Origin of the sequence: Bradyrhizobium sp. S69, from assembly GCF_009766005.1 — a bacterium.
Lineage (GTDB): Bacteria > Pseudomonadota > Alphaproteobacteria > Rhizobiales > Xanthobacteraceae > Bradyrhizobium.
Genome location: NZ_LMUK01000050.1, coordinates 1 through 14,870 on the forward strand (window position 1 = coordinate 1; position 14,870 = coordinate 14,870).

Annotated in this window: 13 protein-coding genes; 2 read left to right on the forward strand and 11 right to left on the reverse strand. The window is 63.9% G+C overall.

What is annotated here, in order from left to right; genetic code table 11:
- Positions 1 to 218: 218 nt before the first annotated feature.
- From GSQ88_RS28455 to GSQ88_RS28470, 4 genes are all read right to left on the reverse strand, one after another.
- Positions 219 to 2,474, reverse strand: a complete 2,256-nt coding sequence (locus GSQ88_RS28455) for a PAS domain-containing hybrid sensor histidine kinase/response regulator (protein ID WP_159011121.1) — start codon at positions 2,472 to 2,474, stop codon at positions 219 to 221.
- Positions 2,475 to 2,666: 192 nt separating this feature from the next.
- The gene (locus GSQ88_RS28460) at positions 2,667 to 3,134 is read right to left on the reverse strand and encodes a hypothetical protein (RefSeq protein ID WP_174248138.1); all 468 of its coding nucleotides are present in this window, start codon (positions 3,132 to 3,134) and stop codon (positions 2,667 to 2,669) included.
- A gap of 158 nt (positions 3,135 to 3,292) precedes the next feature.
- Positions 3,293 to 4,831: a YifB family Mg chelatase-like AAA ATPase gene (locus GSQ88_RS28465; protein WP_159011122.1), complete on the reverse strand. Its 1,539-nt coding sequence runs from the start codon at positions 4,829 to 4,831 to the stop codon at positions 3,293 to 3,295.
- Between the two features lie 167 nt (positions 4,832 to 4,998).
- Positions 4,999 to 5,982, reverse strand: coding sequence for an MBL fold metallo-hydrolase (locus GSQ88_RS28470; RefSeq protein WP_159011123.1), 984 nt, complete (start codon positions 5,980 to 5,982; stop codon positions 4,999 to 5,001).
- A gap of 346 nt (positions 5,983 to 6,328) precedes the next feature.
- Between GSQ88_RS28470 and GSQ88_RS28475 the strand changes: the two genes are divergently transcribed.
- A complete protein-coding gene (locus tag GSQ88_RS28475) occupies positions 6,329 to 6,574 on the forward strand; it encodes a PilZ domain-containing protein (protein WP_174248141.1) in 246 nt (81 codons plus the stop codon).
- 123 nt (positions 6,575 to 6,697) lie between these two features.
- The gene (locus GSQ88_RS28480) at positions 6,698 to 7,519 is read left to right on the forward strand and encodes a tetratricopeptide repeat protein (RefSeq protein ID WP_159011125.1); all 822 of its coding nucleotides are present in this window, start codon (positions 6,698 to 6,700) and stop codon (positions 7,517 to 7,519) included.
- A gap of 16 nt (positions 7,520 to 7,535) precedes the next feature.
- Here the strand turns inward: GSQ88_RS28480 and GSQ88_RS28485 are convergent, their stop codons facing one another.
- From GSQ88_RS28485 to rsmI, 7 genes are all read right to left on the reverse strand, one after another.
- Positions 7,536 to 8,813 carry a CpaE/TadZ family protein gene (locus GSQ88_RS28485; RefSeq protein WP_159011126.1) on the reverse strand — a complete coding sequence of 426 codons (1,278 nt, stop codon included), beginning with the start codon at positions 8,811 to 8,813 and terminating at the stop codon, positions 7,536 to 7,538.
- The gene (locus GSQ88_RS28490; RefSeq protein WP_159011127.1) at positions 8,810 to 9,550 is read right to left on the reverse strand and encodes a CpaD family pilus assembly protein; all 741 of its coding nucleotides are present in this window, start codon (positions 9,548 to 9,550) and stop codon (positions 8,810 to 8,812) included. The genes GSQ88_RS28485 and GSQ88_RS28490 overlap by 4 nt, the downstream gene beginning before the upstream one ends.
- A 40-nt stretch (positions 9,551 to 9,590) precedes the next feature.
- Positions 9,591 to 11,051: a type II and III secretion system protein family protein gene (locus GSQ88_RS28495; RefSeq protein ID WP_502706777.1), complete on the reverse strand. Its 1,461-nt coding sequence runs from the start codon at positions 11,049 to 11,051 to the stop codon at positions 9,591 to 9,593.
- 34 nt (positions 11,052 to 11,085) lie between these two features.
- Complete coding sequence (gene cpaB, locus GSQ88_RS28500) at positions 11,086 to 11,892, reverse strand: Flp pilus assembly protein CpaB (protein ID WP_159011129.1); 807 nt, start codon at positions 11,890 to 11,892, stop codon at positions 11,086 to 11,088.
- Positions 11,893 to 12,231: 339 nt separating this feature from the next.
- A complete protein-coding gene (gene gshB, locus GSQ88_RS28505) occupies positions 12,232 to 13,179 on the reverse strand; it encodes a glutathione synthase (protein WP_159011130.1) in 948 nt (315 codons plus the stop codon).
- Positions 13,180 to 13,206: 27 nt separating this feature from the next.
- The gene (locus tag GSQ88_RS28510; protein ID WP_159011131.1) at positions 13,207 to 13,623 is read right to left on the reverse strand and encodes a YraN family protein; all 417 of its coding nucleotides are present in this window, start codon (positions 13,621 to 13,623) and stop codon (positions 13,207 to 13,209) included.
- Entirely contained in the window at positions 13,610 to 14,605 is a 996-nt protein-coding gene (gene rsmI / locus GSQ88_RS28515; protein ID WP_159011132.1) for a 16S rRNA (cytidine(1402)-2'-O)-methyltransferase, read from the reverse strand. The genes GSQ88_RS28510 and rsmI overlap by 14 nt, the downstream gene beginning before the upstream one ends.
- Between the last annotated feature and the right edge of the window lie 265 nt (positions 14,606 to 14,870).

Consider the following 14,870-nt stretch of genomic DNA (forward strand, 5'->3'; position numbering starts at 1 on the left):
ATCGAACTCGGCGTCACTCCGCCATCAACTATATCAGCCCGATCGAGATGGAGCTAAAAGCAGTTTAACCCTGTCCACTTTTTTGGGGGAAGATCATGGCCGCAAGCACAGAGCTGAACACCATCCTTCGAGACGAGCGCAAGGGCGCGCTCCTCAGGATGACGGTGTTTATGTGGTGCGCCCGCAGGGACGACGTTAGCGTTGTTTCTCGCTCTCGCCTACGCCGCGATATGCCGTGACGCCGCCAATCCCGCCAGCGCGTCGGCGAGCTTGTCGCGGTCGAGCGGCTTGACCAGGAAGCCGTCCATGCCGGCTTCGAAGCAGGCGTAACGATCCTCCACCAGCGTGTTGGCCGTGAGTGCGAGGATCGGCGTCGGCCGGCCGGCCTGACCGGCCTCGCGGGCGCGGATACGCCTGGTGGCTTCGATGCCGTCGAGCTGCGGCATCTGGATGTCCATCAGGATGAGATCGTAGGGCGTGCCGGCGGATCTCGCCGCGAGCCATGATTCCAGCGCCGCCTCGCCATTGGTGGTGATGACCGCGTGATGGCCAAGCCGCGTCAGCAGCGAACGCATCAACAGCGCGTTGATCTCATTGTCCTCCGCCACCAGCACGGAAAGCCCTCGCGCTGCGGCGGCCGGTGGTGCGGCTGGCTCGGGCATATCGATCGGGGGATCGGCGGCTAGATTCGGCGCGGTCGTTTCCGGCATCGCGGTCAGCCGAACCGCCAACGAGGCCGCCCGCAACGGCTTGACCAGATAGCCGGTGAAGGCCGAGGTCAGCGTGATATCCTGGCGTGCGGCGGGGGTGAACATCAGGATTCGCTGCGTCGCGTGAACGCGCGCAGCTTCGCCGAACGCGGCAGCCTCGGTGGCTCCGAAAGCATGATCGAGCAGCACGGCGTGCCAGGAACGTTCCGGCAGCAGGGCTTCCGCCACCGCGATATCCGACACCATGCAGGTCGCGCCGCCCCAACGCTGCAGCCGCCGGGCGATCAGCGAGGCTTCGATGGTTTGCGGCGCCACCAGCAGGATGGATTGGCCGGCCAGATCCGGTGCGACGAAGGGTGTTCGGCCGCCGTCGTTGCCCTCGGGCGCGGCAGCGGCAAGCGGCACCGACACCTCGAAGGTCGAGCCGACACCCAGTTGGCTCTCCAGCGTGATGCGGCCGCCCATACGCTTGACGATGCGTTCGCTGATGCTGAGCCCCAGTCCGGTGCCGCCATAATTCCTGGCAATGCGCTCATCGGCCTGCTCGAACTCGCGGAAAATACGCAGCCTCGCTTCAGGCGCGATGCCGATGCCGGTGTCGCGCACCAGGAAGCTGATTTCGTTGGGCCAGATTCCGGGTTCGACGATCAACGCCACGCCGCCGGTCGAGGTGAACTTGATGGCGTTGCCGGCGAGATTAAGCAGCACTTGCCGTAGCCGCGCGGCATCGCCGACCACGTGCACCGGCAACCGCTCGTCGACATAGGCCGCGATCTCGAGCTGTCGCGCCTGCGCCCGCGGCGCCAGTAGTTCGGTGATGTCCTCGATCAAGCCCGTTAGCGAGAACGGACGGTGTTCGAGATCGATCTTGCCGGCTTCGATCTTGGAATAATCCAAGAGCTCCTCGATCAGCGACATCAGCGCGTCGCCGGAGGTTTTAACAGCCTTGGCATAGGTCATCTGCTCGGGCGTCAGCGGCGTATCCAGCAGCAATCCGCTCATGCCGATGATGCCGTTGAGCGGGGTGCGGATTTCATGCGAGGCCATCGCGAGGAAGCGCGATTTGGCGCGGTTGGCCGCGTCCGCATGGTCGCGGGCTTCGCCGAGCGCGCGTTCGGTTTCGGTGCGGTCGGTGACGTCGCGGCCGACGCTTTGCATCTCCGCCGGCTGGCCGGCGTCGGAGCGAACAAGGCCCTCGCGCCATGCGATCCATCGCGGTCCCAAGGGACCCGCAATCTTCTGGTCATGAACCCGCGTGCCGTTGGTCTCGATCGCGGCGTCGCCTTGCTCGAGCACTGTGGGGAGGAAACGGCTGCCGATCAGGATATCGCGCGGACGATCGGCCAGTTCGCAATAGGCGTCGTTGGCGAAGGTGATGCGGCCCTCGGTATCGCGCAACACGATCAGGTCGCCTTGCGATTCGAACAGGCTGCGGGCGCGCTCCTCGGCCTCCTTCAATTCCCAATTGCGGTCGACCAGCGTTTCATTATGCAATGCGAGTTTGCGGAGTCTGCGGTGCACCCAGCGCAGCCGCATGCTCAAGGCGGCGAGCCCGACGCAGGCGATCGCGAACAGGAAGCTGGCGCCGAGGGCAAAAGCGTTGGGGTCGTAGCCGGAATGTTCGGACCGGCTTCCTTCGATAAAGCCATAGGCGCCGCCGAAGGCGGCCGAAAACATCGTGAACAGGCGGACCGCGCTGACAAGCCACGGGTGGCGCCGCGTGAAGCGGCGGATCCGTACCCTGATCCGGAAACTCTTCCCCATCCCCTTGATATCCTGTGCTGGCGTCCGGCGTCGCCGCGATCGCTTGGCGCGGCCGACGTCTGAAACCACGGCTAGCGGATGTCGCGTAGCGAAGCCGACGATGGGGCGGCGACCTTGCAAAGTGCTTGAAGGCAGGCGTCCTCACGCGGCGCGATGAGAACATGGCTAATGAAGTGTTAATGCAGGTTTGAACTACAGCGACGCTGCGGCCAGATGAGGGTGTCCGCCGCTGGCGCCGACGATCAGGGCGGCTGCCTCGCGGTCGGTGAAGGTCCGCGACTTGACGAAAACCCGGTAATCGGCCGGACCGTCATGCGAGAGATAGATCACGGGCGCGGTTGCCGAGGGTGTGCCGGAGATCGCCACGAACTGGGTCGCCGCGTTCATGTCGCAGCCGTTGTCCTCTTCGCTGTCGACGTCATCGACCACGGCGAAATCGGCCGCCTCGGCGCTGTCGGCGATCTGGACCCGCACGGTGGCTGCGGCCGGATCGTCGGTGAAGCTGACGTGAAGGTCGGCATGCCAGGGCATCGAAGCGATCTGTAGCGACTGGTCGCCGACGGCGATGCAGGGCCGCGGACCCGGCACCAGCTCGATGCGGGCGAGGATGGCTGCCACCATCAATGGAACAACCGAGACCAGGATCTTGAAACGCAACATGATGGGCCACTCACTCGACCAGCGCCCGCAATACACAGGGCCTTATGGTTTGCAGAGTGTAAACAAAACTCGTTACCGATGAGTTGATGGAGCAAAGCGTTTTCGCGCGTGAAGAAAACGCGTCAAGAGAAAGAGCGCACACTGAATCAGGTGTGGTATCAGGCGGCGCTTCGCATATCCTCGGCGAGCGCGCGGTAGGACAAGGCTTCCGCCAGATGCAGCCGGCCGATCTTGTCCGCGCCATCGAGGTCCGCCAGCGTGCGGGCGACGCGCAGCACGCGATGATAGCCGCGTGCCGACAGCCGCATGGTCTCGGCGGCGTCGCGCAACAATTTTGTTCCCTGCGGATCGAGCTTGGCGATCTCTTCCAGCAACGCGGACGGCGCCTCGGCGTTGGTGCGGACATGTTTGAGACCCGCGGCTTTGTAACGCGCAAGCTGGATGTCGCGCGCCGCGGCGACTCTCGCGGCGACTTCGGCCGAGCCCTCCGCCGCCGGTGGCAGGATCAGATCGCTCGCGCTCACTGCCGGCACTTCGATGCGCAGATCGATGCGGTCCATCAGCGGGCCGGAGATGCGCGATTGGTAATCGCCGGTGCAGCGCTCGATCCGTCCGCGCTTGCAGGCATAACCGGGCTCGAAGGCATGGCCGCAGCGGCAGGGGTTCATCGCCGCGACCAGCATGAAGCGCGCCGGATAGGTCACGCGATGATTGGCGCGCGACACCGAGACCTCGCCGTTCTCCAGCGGCTGGCGCAGCGAATCCAGCACGCGCGGATCGAATTCCGGCAATTCGTCGAGAAACAGCACGCCCTGATGCGCCAGCGAAATCTCGCCGGGCTTGGCGCGGATGCCGCCGCCGGTCAGCGCCGCCATGCCGGCCGAATGATGCGGCGATCGAAACGGCCGCTTGGCGGTCAGCGCGCCGTCGCGAATCTCGCCCGCGACGGAGGCGATCATCGACACTTCGAGCAATTCCGACGGCGACAGCGGCGGCAGGATCGAGGGCAGCCGCGCCGCGAGCATCGACTTGCCGGCGCCCGGCGAGCCGATCATCAAGAGATGATGCCCGCCGGCCGCCGCGATCTCCAGCGCCCGCTTGGCGCTTTCCTGGCCCTTGATGTCGCGCAGGTCCAGCAATTCGGCCTCGCGTTCGCGGACCCGCGGCTGCGGGCGCGACAGCACCTGCGTGCCTTTGAAATGGTTGGCGATCTGGATCAGCGAGCTCGCGGCGATGATCTGGATATCCGGGCTTGCCCAGGCCGCCTCCGCGCCGCAGGCCGCCGGACAGATCAGGCCCTCGTCGCGCGAATTGGCGCCGATCGCCGCCGGCAATGCGCCCGCCACCGGCGCAATCGATCCATCGAGGCCCAATTCGCCGAGTACCGTAAAGCCGTTGAGCGCATCCGGAGGGATAGCACCGATCGCGGCCATCAGGCCGAGCGCGATCGGCAGATCGTAATGGCTGCCTTCCTTGGGCAGATCGGCCGGCGCGAGGTTGACCGTGATTCGGCGTGCGGGCAGCGCCAGCCCCGAGGCGATCAACGCCGAGCGCACCCGCTCGCGGGCTTCGGAGACGGCCTTGTCCGGCAGTCCGACAATGGCAAACGCGGGCAGTCCAGGTGCGACCTGCACCTGCACGTCAACGGCGCGGGCCTCGATGCCCTCAAACGCCACGGTGGAAACCCGCTGGACCATGCTGCCCCAAGTTGCTCGTCTTGCCTCAATCAAGGGTAGCGGAAAGCGCGAAAAGGCGCAAGAACATTACGGGAACACGCGGCGCGATGGCGTGGACGACAAATAATGGACGGCAAATGGAAGCGTCCGGGGGCAGCCTAACGGCCACCCCCGGATCTTGCCTGCTCTCAGAGCAGCATCTTCATCGGCTCGGGATAATAATGGAATCCGTCGCCGGCCTTGGCCACATGGCCGTAACCCGGCCAGGCGAAGTGATAGGACATCACGGGGGTCTTGTTGGCCGCGAGCATGGTCAGCATCTTGACGCGCGACTGGGCTGCCTGCTTCGGATCGGTGTCGTAGGAAAATTCCATCAGCGGCTTTTCGAGCAGCAGCACCGCGTGATGGGTGAGATCGCCGAGGAAGGCAAAGGATTTGTCGCCCGACGTCACTATGAACATGTGGTGGCCCACGGTATGGCCGGGCGCCGCCATCGCCTGGATTCCGGGCAGGAATTCCTGGCCGTCCTTGAAGAACACCAGCCGGTCGCGCACCGGCAGCAGGTTCTTGCGGGCGTGAACCACGAAGTCTTTCAGCGGGCCGCCCAGCTTGCCCTCATCGGTCCAGAAGTCGAAATCGCTTTGCGCGATATAGTACTGCGCATTCGGGAACAGCACCTTGCCGCTGGCGTCGACGATGCCGCCGATATGGTCGATATGGGCGTGCGACAGCACCACCGCATCGATGTCTTCCGGCTTGATGCCGGCCTCCGCCATGCTCTTCTGCGAGCGGCCGGTGGTCGGCCCGAACAATTGCGACGTGCCCATCCCGGTGTCGAACAGCACGAGCTTGTCGCCGGTATTGACGATCGGTGAGTTCTGCTCGAGCACGACATTGTCGGGCGACAGGAAATTGTCGCTCAGCATCTTGCGGACTTCTTCATCCGGGATGCCGACAAACGTGCCCTTCGGAGGGCCGAGCGGCAACGGCCCGTCGGACACCACCGTCACTTCGGCGGTACCGAGATTGAAACGATGGAAATAGGGCGACTGGGTGCCAAGTTTCGGAGCCTTCGCCAACGCGGTGCTTCCGAGCATCGTTGTGGCACCAAGGCCGGTTGCCAGACCGGCGCCGAGGGCAAGCAGGGACCGTCGCGAAACATCGTGTGTCATGCGTCTTCCTCCACTGTTTTGTAAATTTTTGCGTTTTTTTGCGCCCGACGGATTTGGGCACTGGATCGGCGGGCACGCTCAGGCTGCGCCCGCTTTCAAGCGCTGACAAGAAGATTCAGGCGATCGCGGAGGCGGCAGTAGGCCGCACGATCGAACAAAGAAGATTATTTTCCGCGGCGTTTAGTCTCGCCGGATCTCCCGGCCCTCGGCCGAAGCCGGCACGGTAAAAGGAAATCAAAGACAACCGCTAGATTGCGACGGGTTCCGCTAGGGGTATTCCAACGATCCTGCTGTAGACCGGATGCGGTGGCTGATGCGCCATTTTCGAGCGGGACAAGGGATCGACATGCTGGTGAATCGACGTACAAGCGAACGTCAGGAATGCAGGAGAGCTGCCAAAATCCAGTTCGGGACCAGTTCATTGCCGCGCGATTGCACCATCACGGACGTATCGAGAGGCGGCCTGAAGGTGGTCGCGGAATATCCCGAAATTCCTTCCATCTTCACCATCACGTTGTCGACGGGAGAACTGCGTCAATGCCGGCTGGCATGGCGGATCGGTTGCGAGTTCGGCGCCGAATTCATCGACTAGAACCCTTGCGTCCGATTGGCCCGGCTGGTCCGTGATCGTGGCCGAAGCGCCCGGTTCCGCTTAACCGGAAGTTAGGGTTACTGTGAGCATTTCGAGCCTGTCGCTGACCACAGGCCCAAGTAAATGCGTCGACAGTTGCTTGAACAATATCGCTTCGCGAAACTCTTTGGGCCCACCGCGCTGTCTGCGATCCTGGTGTTCGGGCTTTGCAGCTGCCAGACGGCGGGCATGTCGGACTCGGATGTCACGGGGTCGCTGGGCGACAAACCCGCGGCAAGTGCTGCCGACGCCCGGCATGAGCGCGAGGCCTACGGCGATCGCTTTCGCGCCAATCCAAAGGACGCCGAAGCTGCATTGCAATACGGCAAGGCGCTGAGGGCCGGCGGACAGCGGGCCCAGGCGGTCGCCGTGCTGCAAGAGGCGACGATGGCCAACCCCAGTAACAGGGCGCTGCTCGCCGGTTACGGCCGGGCGCTGGCGGACAATGGCGATTTCCAGGAAGCGTTCGACGTCCTCAGCCGCGCCCATTCCCCGGATAATCCCGATTGGCGCATCCTGTCGGCTCAGGGCACGGCACTCGATCAACTCGGCCGCTATGACGAAGCCCGTCAGTATTACGCCAGCGCGCTGAAAATCGCGCCCGACGAACCGTCGGTGCTGTCCAACCTCGGTCTTTCCTACGTTCTTTCCAAAGACCTGCCCAAGGCCGAGGAGACCTTGCGCCGCGCCAACAGCCACGCCGACGCGGATCCGCGCGTGCGGCAGAACCTGGCGCTGGTGGTCGGCCTGCAGGGCCGCCTTGCCGAAGCCGACACCATCCTGAAAGCCGGTCGGCCGCCCGAGGAGGCGGCAGCCAATAGTGCTTATCTGAGGCGATTGCTGTCGCGGAAGCAGAATGCGCGTGGTGACGCCGATAAGGTGGCGACCGCCGGGCACGCTGACTGAGCCTTGCGGCAGGCGCTTACGCGACGCCCTGCTTTGCCCGCAATCTGTTGATGATCGGCGATAGCAACGAACGCTGCGGCTTCTTGACGTCGCTGCGGCCCGTCAGCCGTCGCGCGATCTGCAGAAACATCTTGGCGAGGCGATGATTGGCGGAGATTTCGGCGATCATCTGGCCGTTGTTGGCGGCCATGCCGAACATTCGCGAATCGAACGGGATCGAAGCGATCGGCTGGGTCTCGACGGTCTTGACGAATCCGCTCGCAGCAATCTCCGGCCGCCTCGGCATGCCGACCTGATTGAGACAATACAGCGGCATGCGGTCGTTGGGTCGCTGCGCTTTCAGCAGGTTCAACATGTTCTTGGTATTGCGCAGATTGGCGAGGTCCGGCTCGGCCACGACCAGGATGTCGTCGGCGCCGATCAATGCCCGCCTTGTCCATCCCGACCATTGGTGCGGAACGTCCAGCACGATGCAGGGCGTCGTCATGCGCAACGTATCGAAGATCGAATCGAACGCCTCGGTGCCGAAATCGTAAACCCGTTCGAGCGATGCCGGCGCCGCGAGTAGGCTGAGGCGGTCGGTGCGTTTCGCGAGCAGGCGGTCGATCACCGCGGTATCGAGCCGGTCGGCCGAGAACACCGCATTGGCGATGCCCTGCAACGGGTCCTGATTGTAGTTGAGGCCGGCGGTGCCGAAGGCGAGGTCGAGATCGATGACCACGGAATCCAGCGCGAGGTCCCGCGCGATCGCCCAGGCCACATTATGCGCGACGGTCGATGCGCCGACGCCGCCTTTGGCGCCGACGACGGCGATGATGCGGCCGGCGGTTACCGCCTCCGATGCCGAGAACAGGCTGCAGATCGAACGCACCACGTCGAGAGTCTCGACCGGCCCAACGACGTAGTCGTTGACGCCGCGACGCACCAACTCGCGATAGGGTACGCTATCGTTGACATGGCCGATCACGACGACGCGGGTTCCGGCATCGCACACGGTGGCGAGTTCATCGAGGTTGGCCAGAATGTCGCCGTTGCCCTCGGTTTCCAGGATGATCACGTTCGGCGTGGGCACCGTGTGGTAGGTCTCGATGGCAGCCGCCATGCCGCCCATTTGAACCGAGAGATGGGCCTTGGCCAGGCGACGGTCTTCGCCCGCCGCGCGCGCCGCGGTGGCGGTTCGTTCGGTTTCGCAAAACGCCTGCACCGACACCCTTGGTGCGGGAGCGATGTAATCGTCCGCGCTGCGGGTGCCGTCCGGCTCTTCCTTGGAATTCTGACTGGCGTGACTGATCATTTGCCTGCGTCGCTGAGTTTGGCCTTCTCGCTATCGGGATAAGTGGTCGCGGTCGCGGTACCCTTGCGATATTTTTCGAAAGCCTCGGTGCGATGCGCGGTGTAGGTCGCGCTTTCGGTCCGCGGCTGGACGAGATCCGACGGGTTGTCGACCATTGCCGCCATGTTGCGTTGATAGGCGCAACCGAAATTGTAGTATTCCTTGTTCTCGGTATAGCCGGGGTTTGAGATCGACGGCCCGAGATCCGCGGGCCACACGCCGCAGGGCCCGGCGGTCGCCGAGATCTTCGAATAATTCAGCCGGATCGTTGCCAGGAGGCGCGGGTCGTCCGGGTGATAGCGATGCACCGTGATGCCATGCGAGGGCACACCGACCGCCGTCAGCAGCGATCGAATTTCGCGAAGCGTATCCGCGGCCGACGCCGCGTTCGGCGTATCGACCGGCACATCGGCGACGATCCCGCCGGTGCCTTCGCGGCGCCAGGTCTGGGCCAGCCCGATCACGTCGGCGCGTTGCGATGCCGACAGGCCGCCGCGCGCATGGCCGACGAAGATCACGACCGACTGCTCCGCTTCCTGAAGCGCGATCGGATGGCGTTGACGGTAGTCGTCGGGAACGCTCGCGGTCACGACTTCTCCGCCGGTATTGGTGCACGCCCCCAGTGCGACGGAAAGGCCAACCAGCGCGCCCAGCAGGCACAGCGCCCGATAGCGATCAATCGGTGTTCTCGTGGTCATCGTTTTCGTCCTCGTCCCGTGTCGGCCGGGCCATTCCGTCTCAGTCGGTGATAAAGCCAAAATTCCACTGGGAGCCCGCGACCTGTTCGGGACGGCCGGAAACGCCATAAATTCGATTGATGCGGGCCAGCAACGCCGATTGGGCATCGGAGGCGGGCGCAAACCCGTCATCCGGGCGCGACAATTCTTTCTGGGCAACCGCCCGAACCACATAGGGCGTCACCAGAACCATCAGTTCGGTCTGGTTGTTGACGAAGTCCTGGCTTCTGAAGAGCTGTCCAAGGATCGGCAATTGGTCTGCGCCGGGCATTCCGTTGACGGCCTGCTTGGTTTGCTCCTGGATCAGGCCGGCCATCGCCATCGAGCCGCCCGACGGGAGCTCCAGCGTGGTTTCGGCGCGGCGGGTCTTGATCGAAGGGATCGTGACGCCGTTGAGATTGACGGAATTGTCTTGCGAGATTTCGGATACTTCGGTCATCACCCGCAGGCTGATCTTGCCCTCATCGAGCACGACCGGCGTAAAGTTGAGCGAGATGCCGAACTTCTTGTAGGCGACCGAAAGCTGGCATTGCTGCGCGGTGCTGGTCGTTGTCGTCGGCTGGCAGGTGTAGCCCGCGGGAACCGGAAATTCGCCGCCGGCGATAAAGGTCGCGGACTCACCCGAGATCGCCGTGAGGTTCGGTTCGGCCAGCGTTCGTACCACGCCGGCACTTTCCATCGCTCGCAAGGTGGCCTGGACCGACGGGTTGGAGCCGAACGCGCCGGTCACCGCGTTGCCGGCCACCAGCGGCGTATTGTTCGCGGTGAACGGGTTCGAATTGTTGAAGGTGACGACCGAGTTGCCGTAATTCAGTTTGGCGCTGAGATCGATGCCCATCTGCTTGATGATCGAACGCGAGACTTCGGCGACGGTGACTTTCAACATCACCTGGTCACGGCTGCGGACGGCGATGTTGTTGACGACCTTGTCGGCGTCCCCGACCAGCCGCTTGGCAAGATCGCCCGCCTGTTGCGCTTCGAGCGGACTAGACACTGAACCGGTCATCACCACGCCGTCGCCGAGGCCTTCGATCCTGATCTCGGCGTTCGGCACCGTCTGCTTCAAGGCGGCGCGGATGCCGTTGAGATCGCGCGTGACGGCGATGTCATAGGCGGCGATCTGCTGGCCGTCGGAATCGAAGAACACGATGTTGGTCTGGCCAACCTCCGCGCCGATCACATAGGCGCGCTGCGACGAATGGACGACGGCGTTCGCGACCTTGGGATTGGCGACCAGCACGTCCTTGACGTCGCGCGGCAAATCGAGAACCACGGATTTGCCGATGCCGAGCGAAAGAAAGCGTGTCTTCTGCGAGCTACCGGTGGTGATCTCCGCGGCGCCGGAACGGCTCGGCGTAACGGGCAGCAGGGCGAGGCTCAGCGTCAGCACAGCGACGGTCGGGAACGACACGAGACGGACCACAAAGGCCGGCATCCTCCGCTGATTTTCCCTGCAGTTCATGTCGGTCGTCCTCTTGGTCACTTCTGTGTCTTGGTTATTTCTGTGTTGTCGTCGGCGACGAGACGCCGTAGCGGATCACGTTGATGGTGTCGCCGCGCTTTGCGGTCTGCTCGTCGGCCTTGCTTGCGACGGCGTTGATGTCGGCGATGCTGCGCAACGCCAGCGACAGCGAGCCGCTCTGGCGCGCGCGGGCGAGCGTCTCGGTCTGCTCGGGCTTTAATTCGAGCGTCACCGTCCTGCCGACCACGGCGTTCTGTCCGTCTTTTTCCTTCGGCGCCTGGTCGATCGCGAGAACGCGAATGTTAGTCAGGATGATTTCCGAGTTGACGATGTCGGTCATGCCGGCGCGACTGTCCGGATTCTTCTCATGCTTCGAAAGAATGACGTCGACCCGGTCGTTGGGCAGGATAAAGCCGCCGGCCGCGGTCTCCGGCGTGATTTCGGTGGAGATGGCGCGCATGCCGGTCGGCAGGATCGCCGCCATGAAGCCCGACCCGTCGGCCCTCACCAGCTTCAGCTCGCGGATCGGCTCGCCGGCGATGAAGGGAGCGCGCGCGATCGAGCCGGCGATCTGGGTCGTTGCCTCGGGCCGTTCGTTGCGGCGGATGAAGCTGTTGCTGGCGGTCGCCGCCGGCCAGGTCTGCCATTGCAGATCCTCCGGCTTGACCGATTGGCCGAGGCCGATGTCGGATTTCGCGACGAGAACGTCCACGGTCGGCAGTTGCACAGCCTGTTGGGCCGGTGCGGACCTGTTGTCGGGCCCGACGCCGCTTGCCAGATACGCCGCGATGGCGCCGGCGCCGAGCGCGATGATCAGGACGATGATGCGCGCGGTATACATACGCTTTACGATCTACTCTTACGCCAGAAGCCTGAGCTGCTTGGTGACAGCTTCAGCCCTATCCCTCCTTATGACTAAGCAGCAAAAGTATAAGCGAGCTTGAGGAGCGCGGCGTTTTAGTAAAGCTATGCAGGGATTTATCGGCATGGTGAACGGAGCGTTATCGTTCGAAAACAAATCCGCGGTTCTTAAATCGAGCCCGGCGCTGGTTGGCCGCGTACCGGCAGCGCGTTGCAGCGGGTGTGACGATACGGGCATGCATATAGAAGTCGCGCAGCGCGCCGGGATCGACGGCAATGCCGATATCTTCGGGACGTCGCTTCGCGAAGCGAGTTGGACTTATGCTTTTGCGCGCTTCGCCTCGATGGTGTCCCAGATCTTGGCGGCGACATCCGGACCGCCGAGCCGGGCGATGGCGCGGATGCCGGTCGGCGAGGTCACGTTGATCTCGGTGAGGTTGCCGTCGATCACGTCGATGCCGACGAACAACAGGCCGCGCTCGCGCAAATGCGGGGCCAGCGTGGCGCAGATCTCGCGCTCGCGCGCCGACAGCTCGGTAGCCTGCGCGGCGCCGCCGCGCACCATGTTGGAACGCAGGTCGTCCGGCGCCGGCACGCGATTGACCGCGCCGGCGAATTCGCCGTCGACCAGGATAATGCGCTTGTCGCCGTGCTTGACCTCGGGGAGGAAGCGCTGGATCACCCAGGGCTCCCTGAACGTCACCGAAAACATATCGAACAGCGAGCCGAAATTCATGTCCTGCGGCATCACCCGAAACACCGCGGCGCCGCCATGGCCGTGCAGCGGCTTCATCACCACCGCACCGTGCTCGTCTCGAAACGCGTTGATCTCGTCGAGGTCGCGCGAGATCAATGTCGGCGGCATCAGATGCGGAAAGTCCATCACGAAGATCTTTTCCGGCGCGTTGCGCACGCTGGCCGGGTCGTTCACCACCAGCGTCTTGGGGTGCAGGCGTTCGAGCAAATGCGTCGAGGTGATGTAGGCGAGATCGAATGGCGGATCCTGCCGCAGCAGGATCACGTCGAATGCCGCGAGCGGCTCGCGCTTCGGTTCGCCCAGGGTAAAATGATCGCCGGCCTCGTCGCGCACGGTCAGTACCTGAACCGGTGCCACTACCTCTTCGCCGCGCAGCGACAGCTTGTCCGGGGTGTAGTAAGACAATGCATGGCCGCGCTTCTGCGCCTCCAGCAGCAGCGCGAAGGTTGAATCGCCGCGAATATTGATACGCGCGATGGGGTCCATCTGGACGGCGACATTCAGTTTCATGGGTTGGTCCGCGGGGTTGGTGGGTCTTCAGGTGCTGGCGTCGAATGCTGCTAACAGATGGCGCGGCAGACGTCGCGGCGCAATCAGCATGGCATCGAAACGCAGCTCGAATTCGGCATGTTCGGGATGCGCCATCAGCCAGGCTTGGGCGGCATCGATGATCCGCCGCTGCTGGCGTTGCGTCACCGCATAGGCGGCGTCATCGAGCGTGGCGCGGGCCTTGACCTCGACGAACGCGACGACGTTACGGCGCCGCGCCACCAGGTCGATCTCGCCATAGGGGGTTCGAAAACGTTTGGCGAGGATGCGATAGCCCTTGGCCATCAGGAAAGCGGCGGCGCGGGCTTCGGCGGACAGCCCGGTGCGAAACGCCGCCACGCGCTCCGGCGCCGCTGTCTTCGCGGCCGCTGGCTTGGCCCCACCGATGTCCTCAGCCTTTGTCATCGTCACCGTTATCTTGGCCGACTTGGCGATCTTCGCTATCTTGGTCTTCCGCATCGCGCCGCTTGGACAGCTCCAGCGCGCGGGCATAGATCTCGCGGCGGGGCCGTCCCGACAATTCGACCGCGTGCGCCACCGCGTCCTTGAGGCTGTCGCGTTCGAGTGAGGTGAGCAACAGCTGGTCGAGCTGATCGGCGGCCATGACCGCGGTGCCCGCCGGCGGGCCGATCACCAGCACGAATTCGCCGCGCGTCTCCAGCGTATCGGCCGATCGCGCCAGGTGCGACACCGGTCCGCGCTTGATGTCCTCGTGCAGTTTTGTCATCTCGCGGCAGATCGCGGCGTCACGGTCGCCCAGGATGGCCGCCAGATCGGCCAGCGTGTCCTGCACGCGGCTGCCGGATTCGAACATCACCAGCGTGGCGTCGATCCGCGCCAGTTCGGTCAGCCGGGTCCGGCGCGCGGTCTGCTTGTGGGGCAGAAAGCCCTCGAAGAAAAACCGGTCGGTCGGCAGCGCCGCCACCGACAGCGCCGCCAGCACCGAGGATGGCCCCGGCAGCGCGATCACGGCATGACCGGCGGCACAGACCTCGCGGACCAGCTTGAAGCCCGGATCGGAAATCAGCGGAGTCCCGGCATCGGAAACCAGCGCGATCGAAGCGCCCTGCGCCAGCCGTTGCAGGATCTTGGGCCGCGCCAGCGTGGCGTTGTGTTCGTGATAGGACGTCAGTTGCGCGGTGATCCCGTAGCGCTCGGTCAGCCGCCGCGTCATGCGGGTATCTTCGCAGGCGATCATGTCGACCGCGGCCAGGGTTTCCAGCGCCCGTAGCGTGATGTCGCCGAGATTGCCGATCGGGGTCGCCACCAGATGAAGCCCGGGTGCTGCTTTCGGCGCAGTCAGGAGATGGGGACCGATGGCAAAGGTCCTGCCGGCAGAACCCTCGGCGTCTTCCGATCCCACAATGGAGGTAGCTTTTGCGCGCATCATACCAATCTATAGCGTTTTCGAGCGAAGTGGGCACCGGTTCGCGTGAAGAAAACGCGTCAAAACAAAAGACTAGAGCCCCGTTCCGATTCTATCGGAACGGAATAGGCTCTAGAGGGGACGCGGCACTTGCGCCACAGCGGGGTGGAGCCGTTGTTGAAGGGACGGTTTCCTGCAACCGGCGTCAGGTCGCAGGGTCATAATCCTTTTGTTTTGGTTAACTATTCGCCGACAATATGCCTGAATCCACCCGCCTTGATCGTCG

Bases quoted from the DNA above. Each gene is read 5' to 3' on its own strand.
- rsmI (WP_159011132.1), bottom strand. From the start codon at position 14,605: ATGCGCGCAAAAGCTACCTCCATTGTGGGATCGGAAGACGCCGAGGGT.
- GSQ88_RS28480 (WP_159011125.1), top strand. From the start codon at position 6,698: ATGCGTCGACAGTTGCTTGAACAATATCGCTTCGCGAAACTCTTTGGG.
- GSQ88_RS28455 (WP_159011121.1), bottom strand. From the start codon at position 2,474: ATGGGGAAGAGTTTCCGGATCAGGGTACGGATCCGCCGCTTCACGCGG.
- GSQ88_RS28510 (WP_159011131.1), bottom strand. From the start codon at position 13,623: ATGACAAAGGCTGAGGACATCGGTGGGGCCAAGCCAGCGGCCGCGAAG.
- GSQ88_RS28485 (WP_159011126.1), bottom strand. From the start codon at position 8,813: ATGATCAGTCACGCCAGTCAGAATTCCAAGGAAGAGCCGGACGGCACC.
- gshB (WP_159011130.1), bottom strand. From the start codon at position 13,179: ATGAAACTGAATGTCGCCGTCCAGATGGACCCCATCGCGCGTATCAAT.
- cpaB (WP_159011129.1), bottom strand. From the start codon at position 11,892: ATGTATACCGCGCGCATCATCGTCCTGATCATCGCGCTCGGCGCCGGC.
- GSQ88_RS28465 (WP_159011122.1), bottom strand. From the start codon at position 4,831: ATGGTCCAGCGGGTTTCCACCGTGGCGTTTGAGGGCATCGAGGCCCGC.
- GSQ88_RS28495 (WP_502706777.1), bottom strand. From the start codon at position 11,051: ATGAACTGCAGGGAAAATCAGCGGAGGATGCCGGCCTTTGTGGTCCGT.
- GSQ88_RS28460 (WP_174248138.1), bottom strand. From the start codon at position 3,134: ATGTTGCGTTTCAAGATCCTGGTCTCGGTTGTTCCATTGATGGTGGCA.
- GSQ88_RS28490 (WP_159011127.1), bottom strand. From the start codon at position 9,550: ATGACCACGAGAACACCGATTGATCGCTATCGGGCGCTGTGCCTGCTG.
- GSQ88_RS28475 (WP_174248141.1), top strand. From the start codon at position 6,329: ATGCTGGTGAATCGACGTACAAGCGAACGTCAGGAATGCAGGAGAGCT.
- GSQ88_RS28470 (WP_159011123.1), bottom strand. From the start codon at position 5,982: ATGACACACGATGTTTCGCGACGGTCCCTGCTTGCCCTCGGCGCCGGT.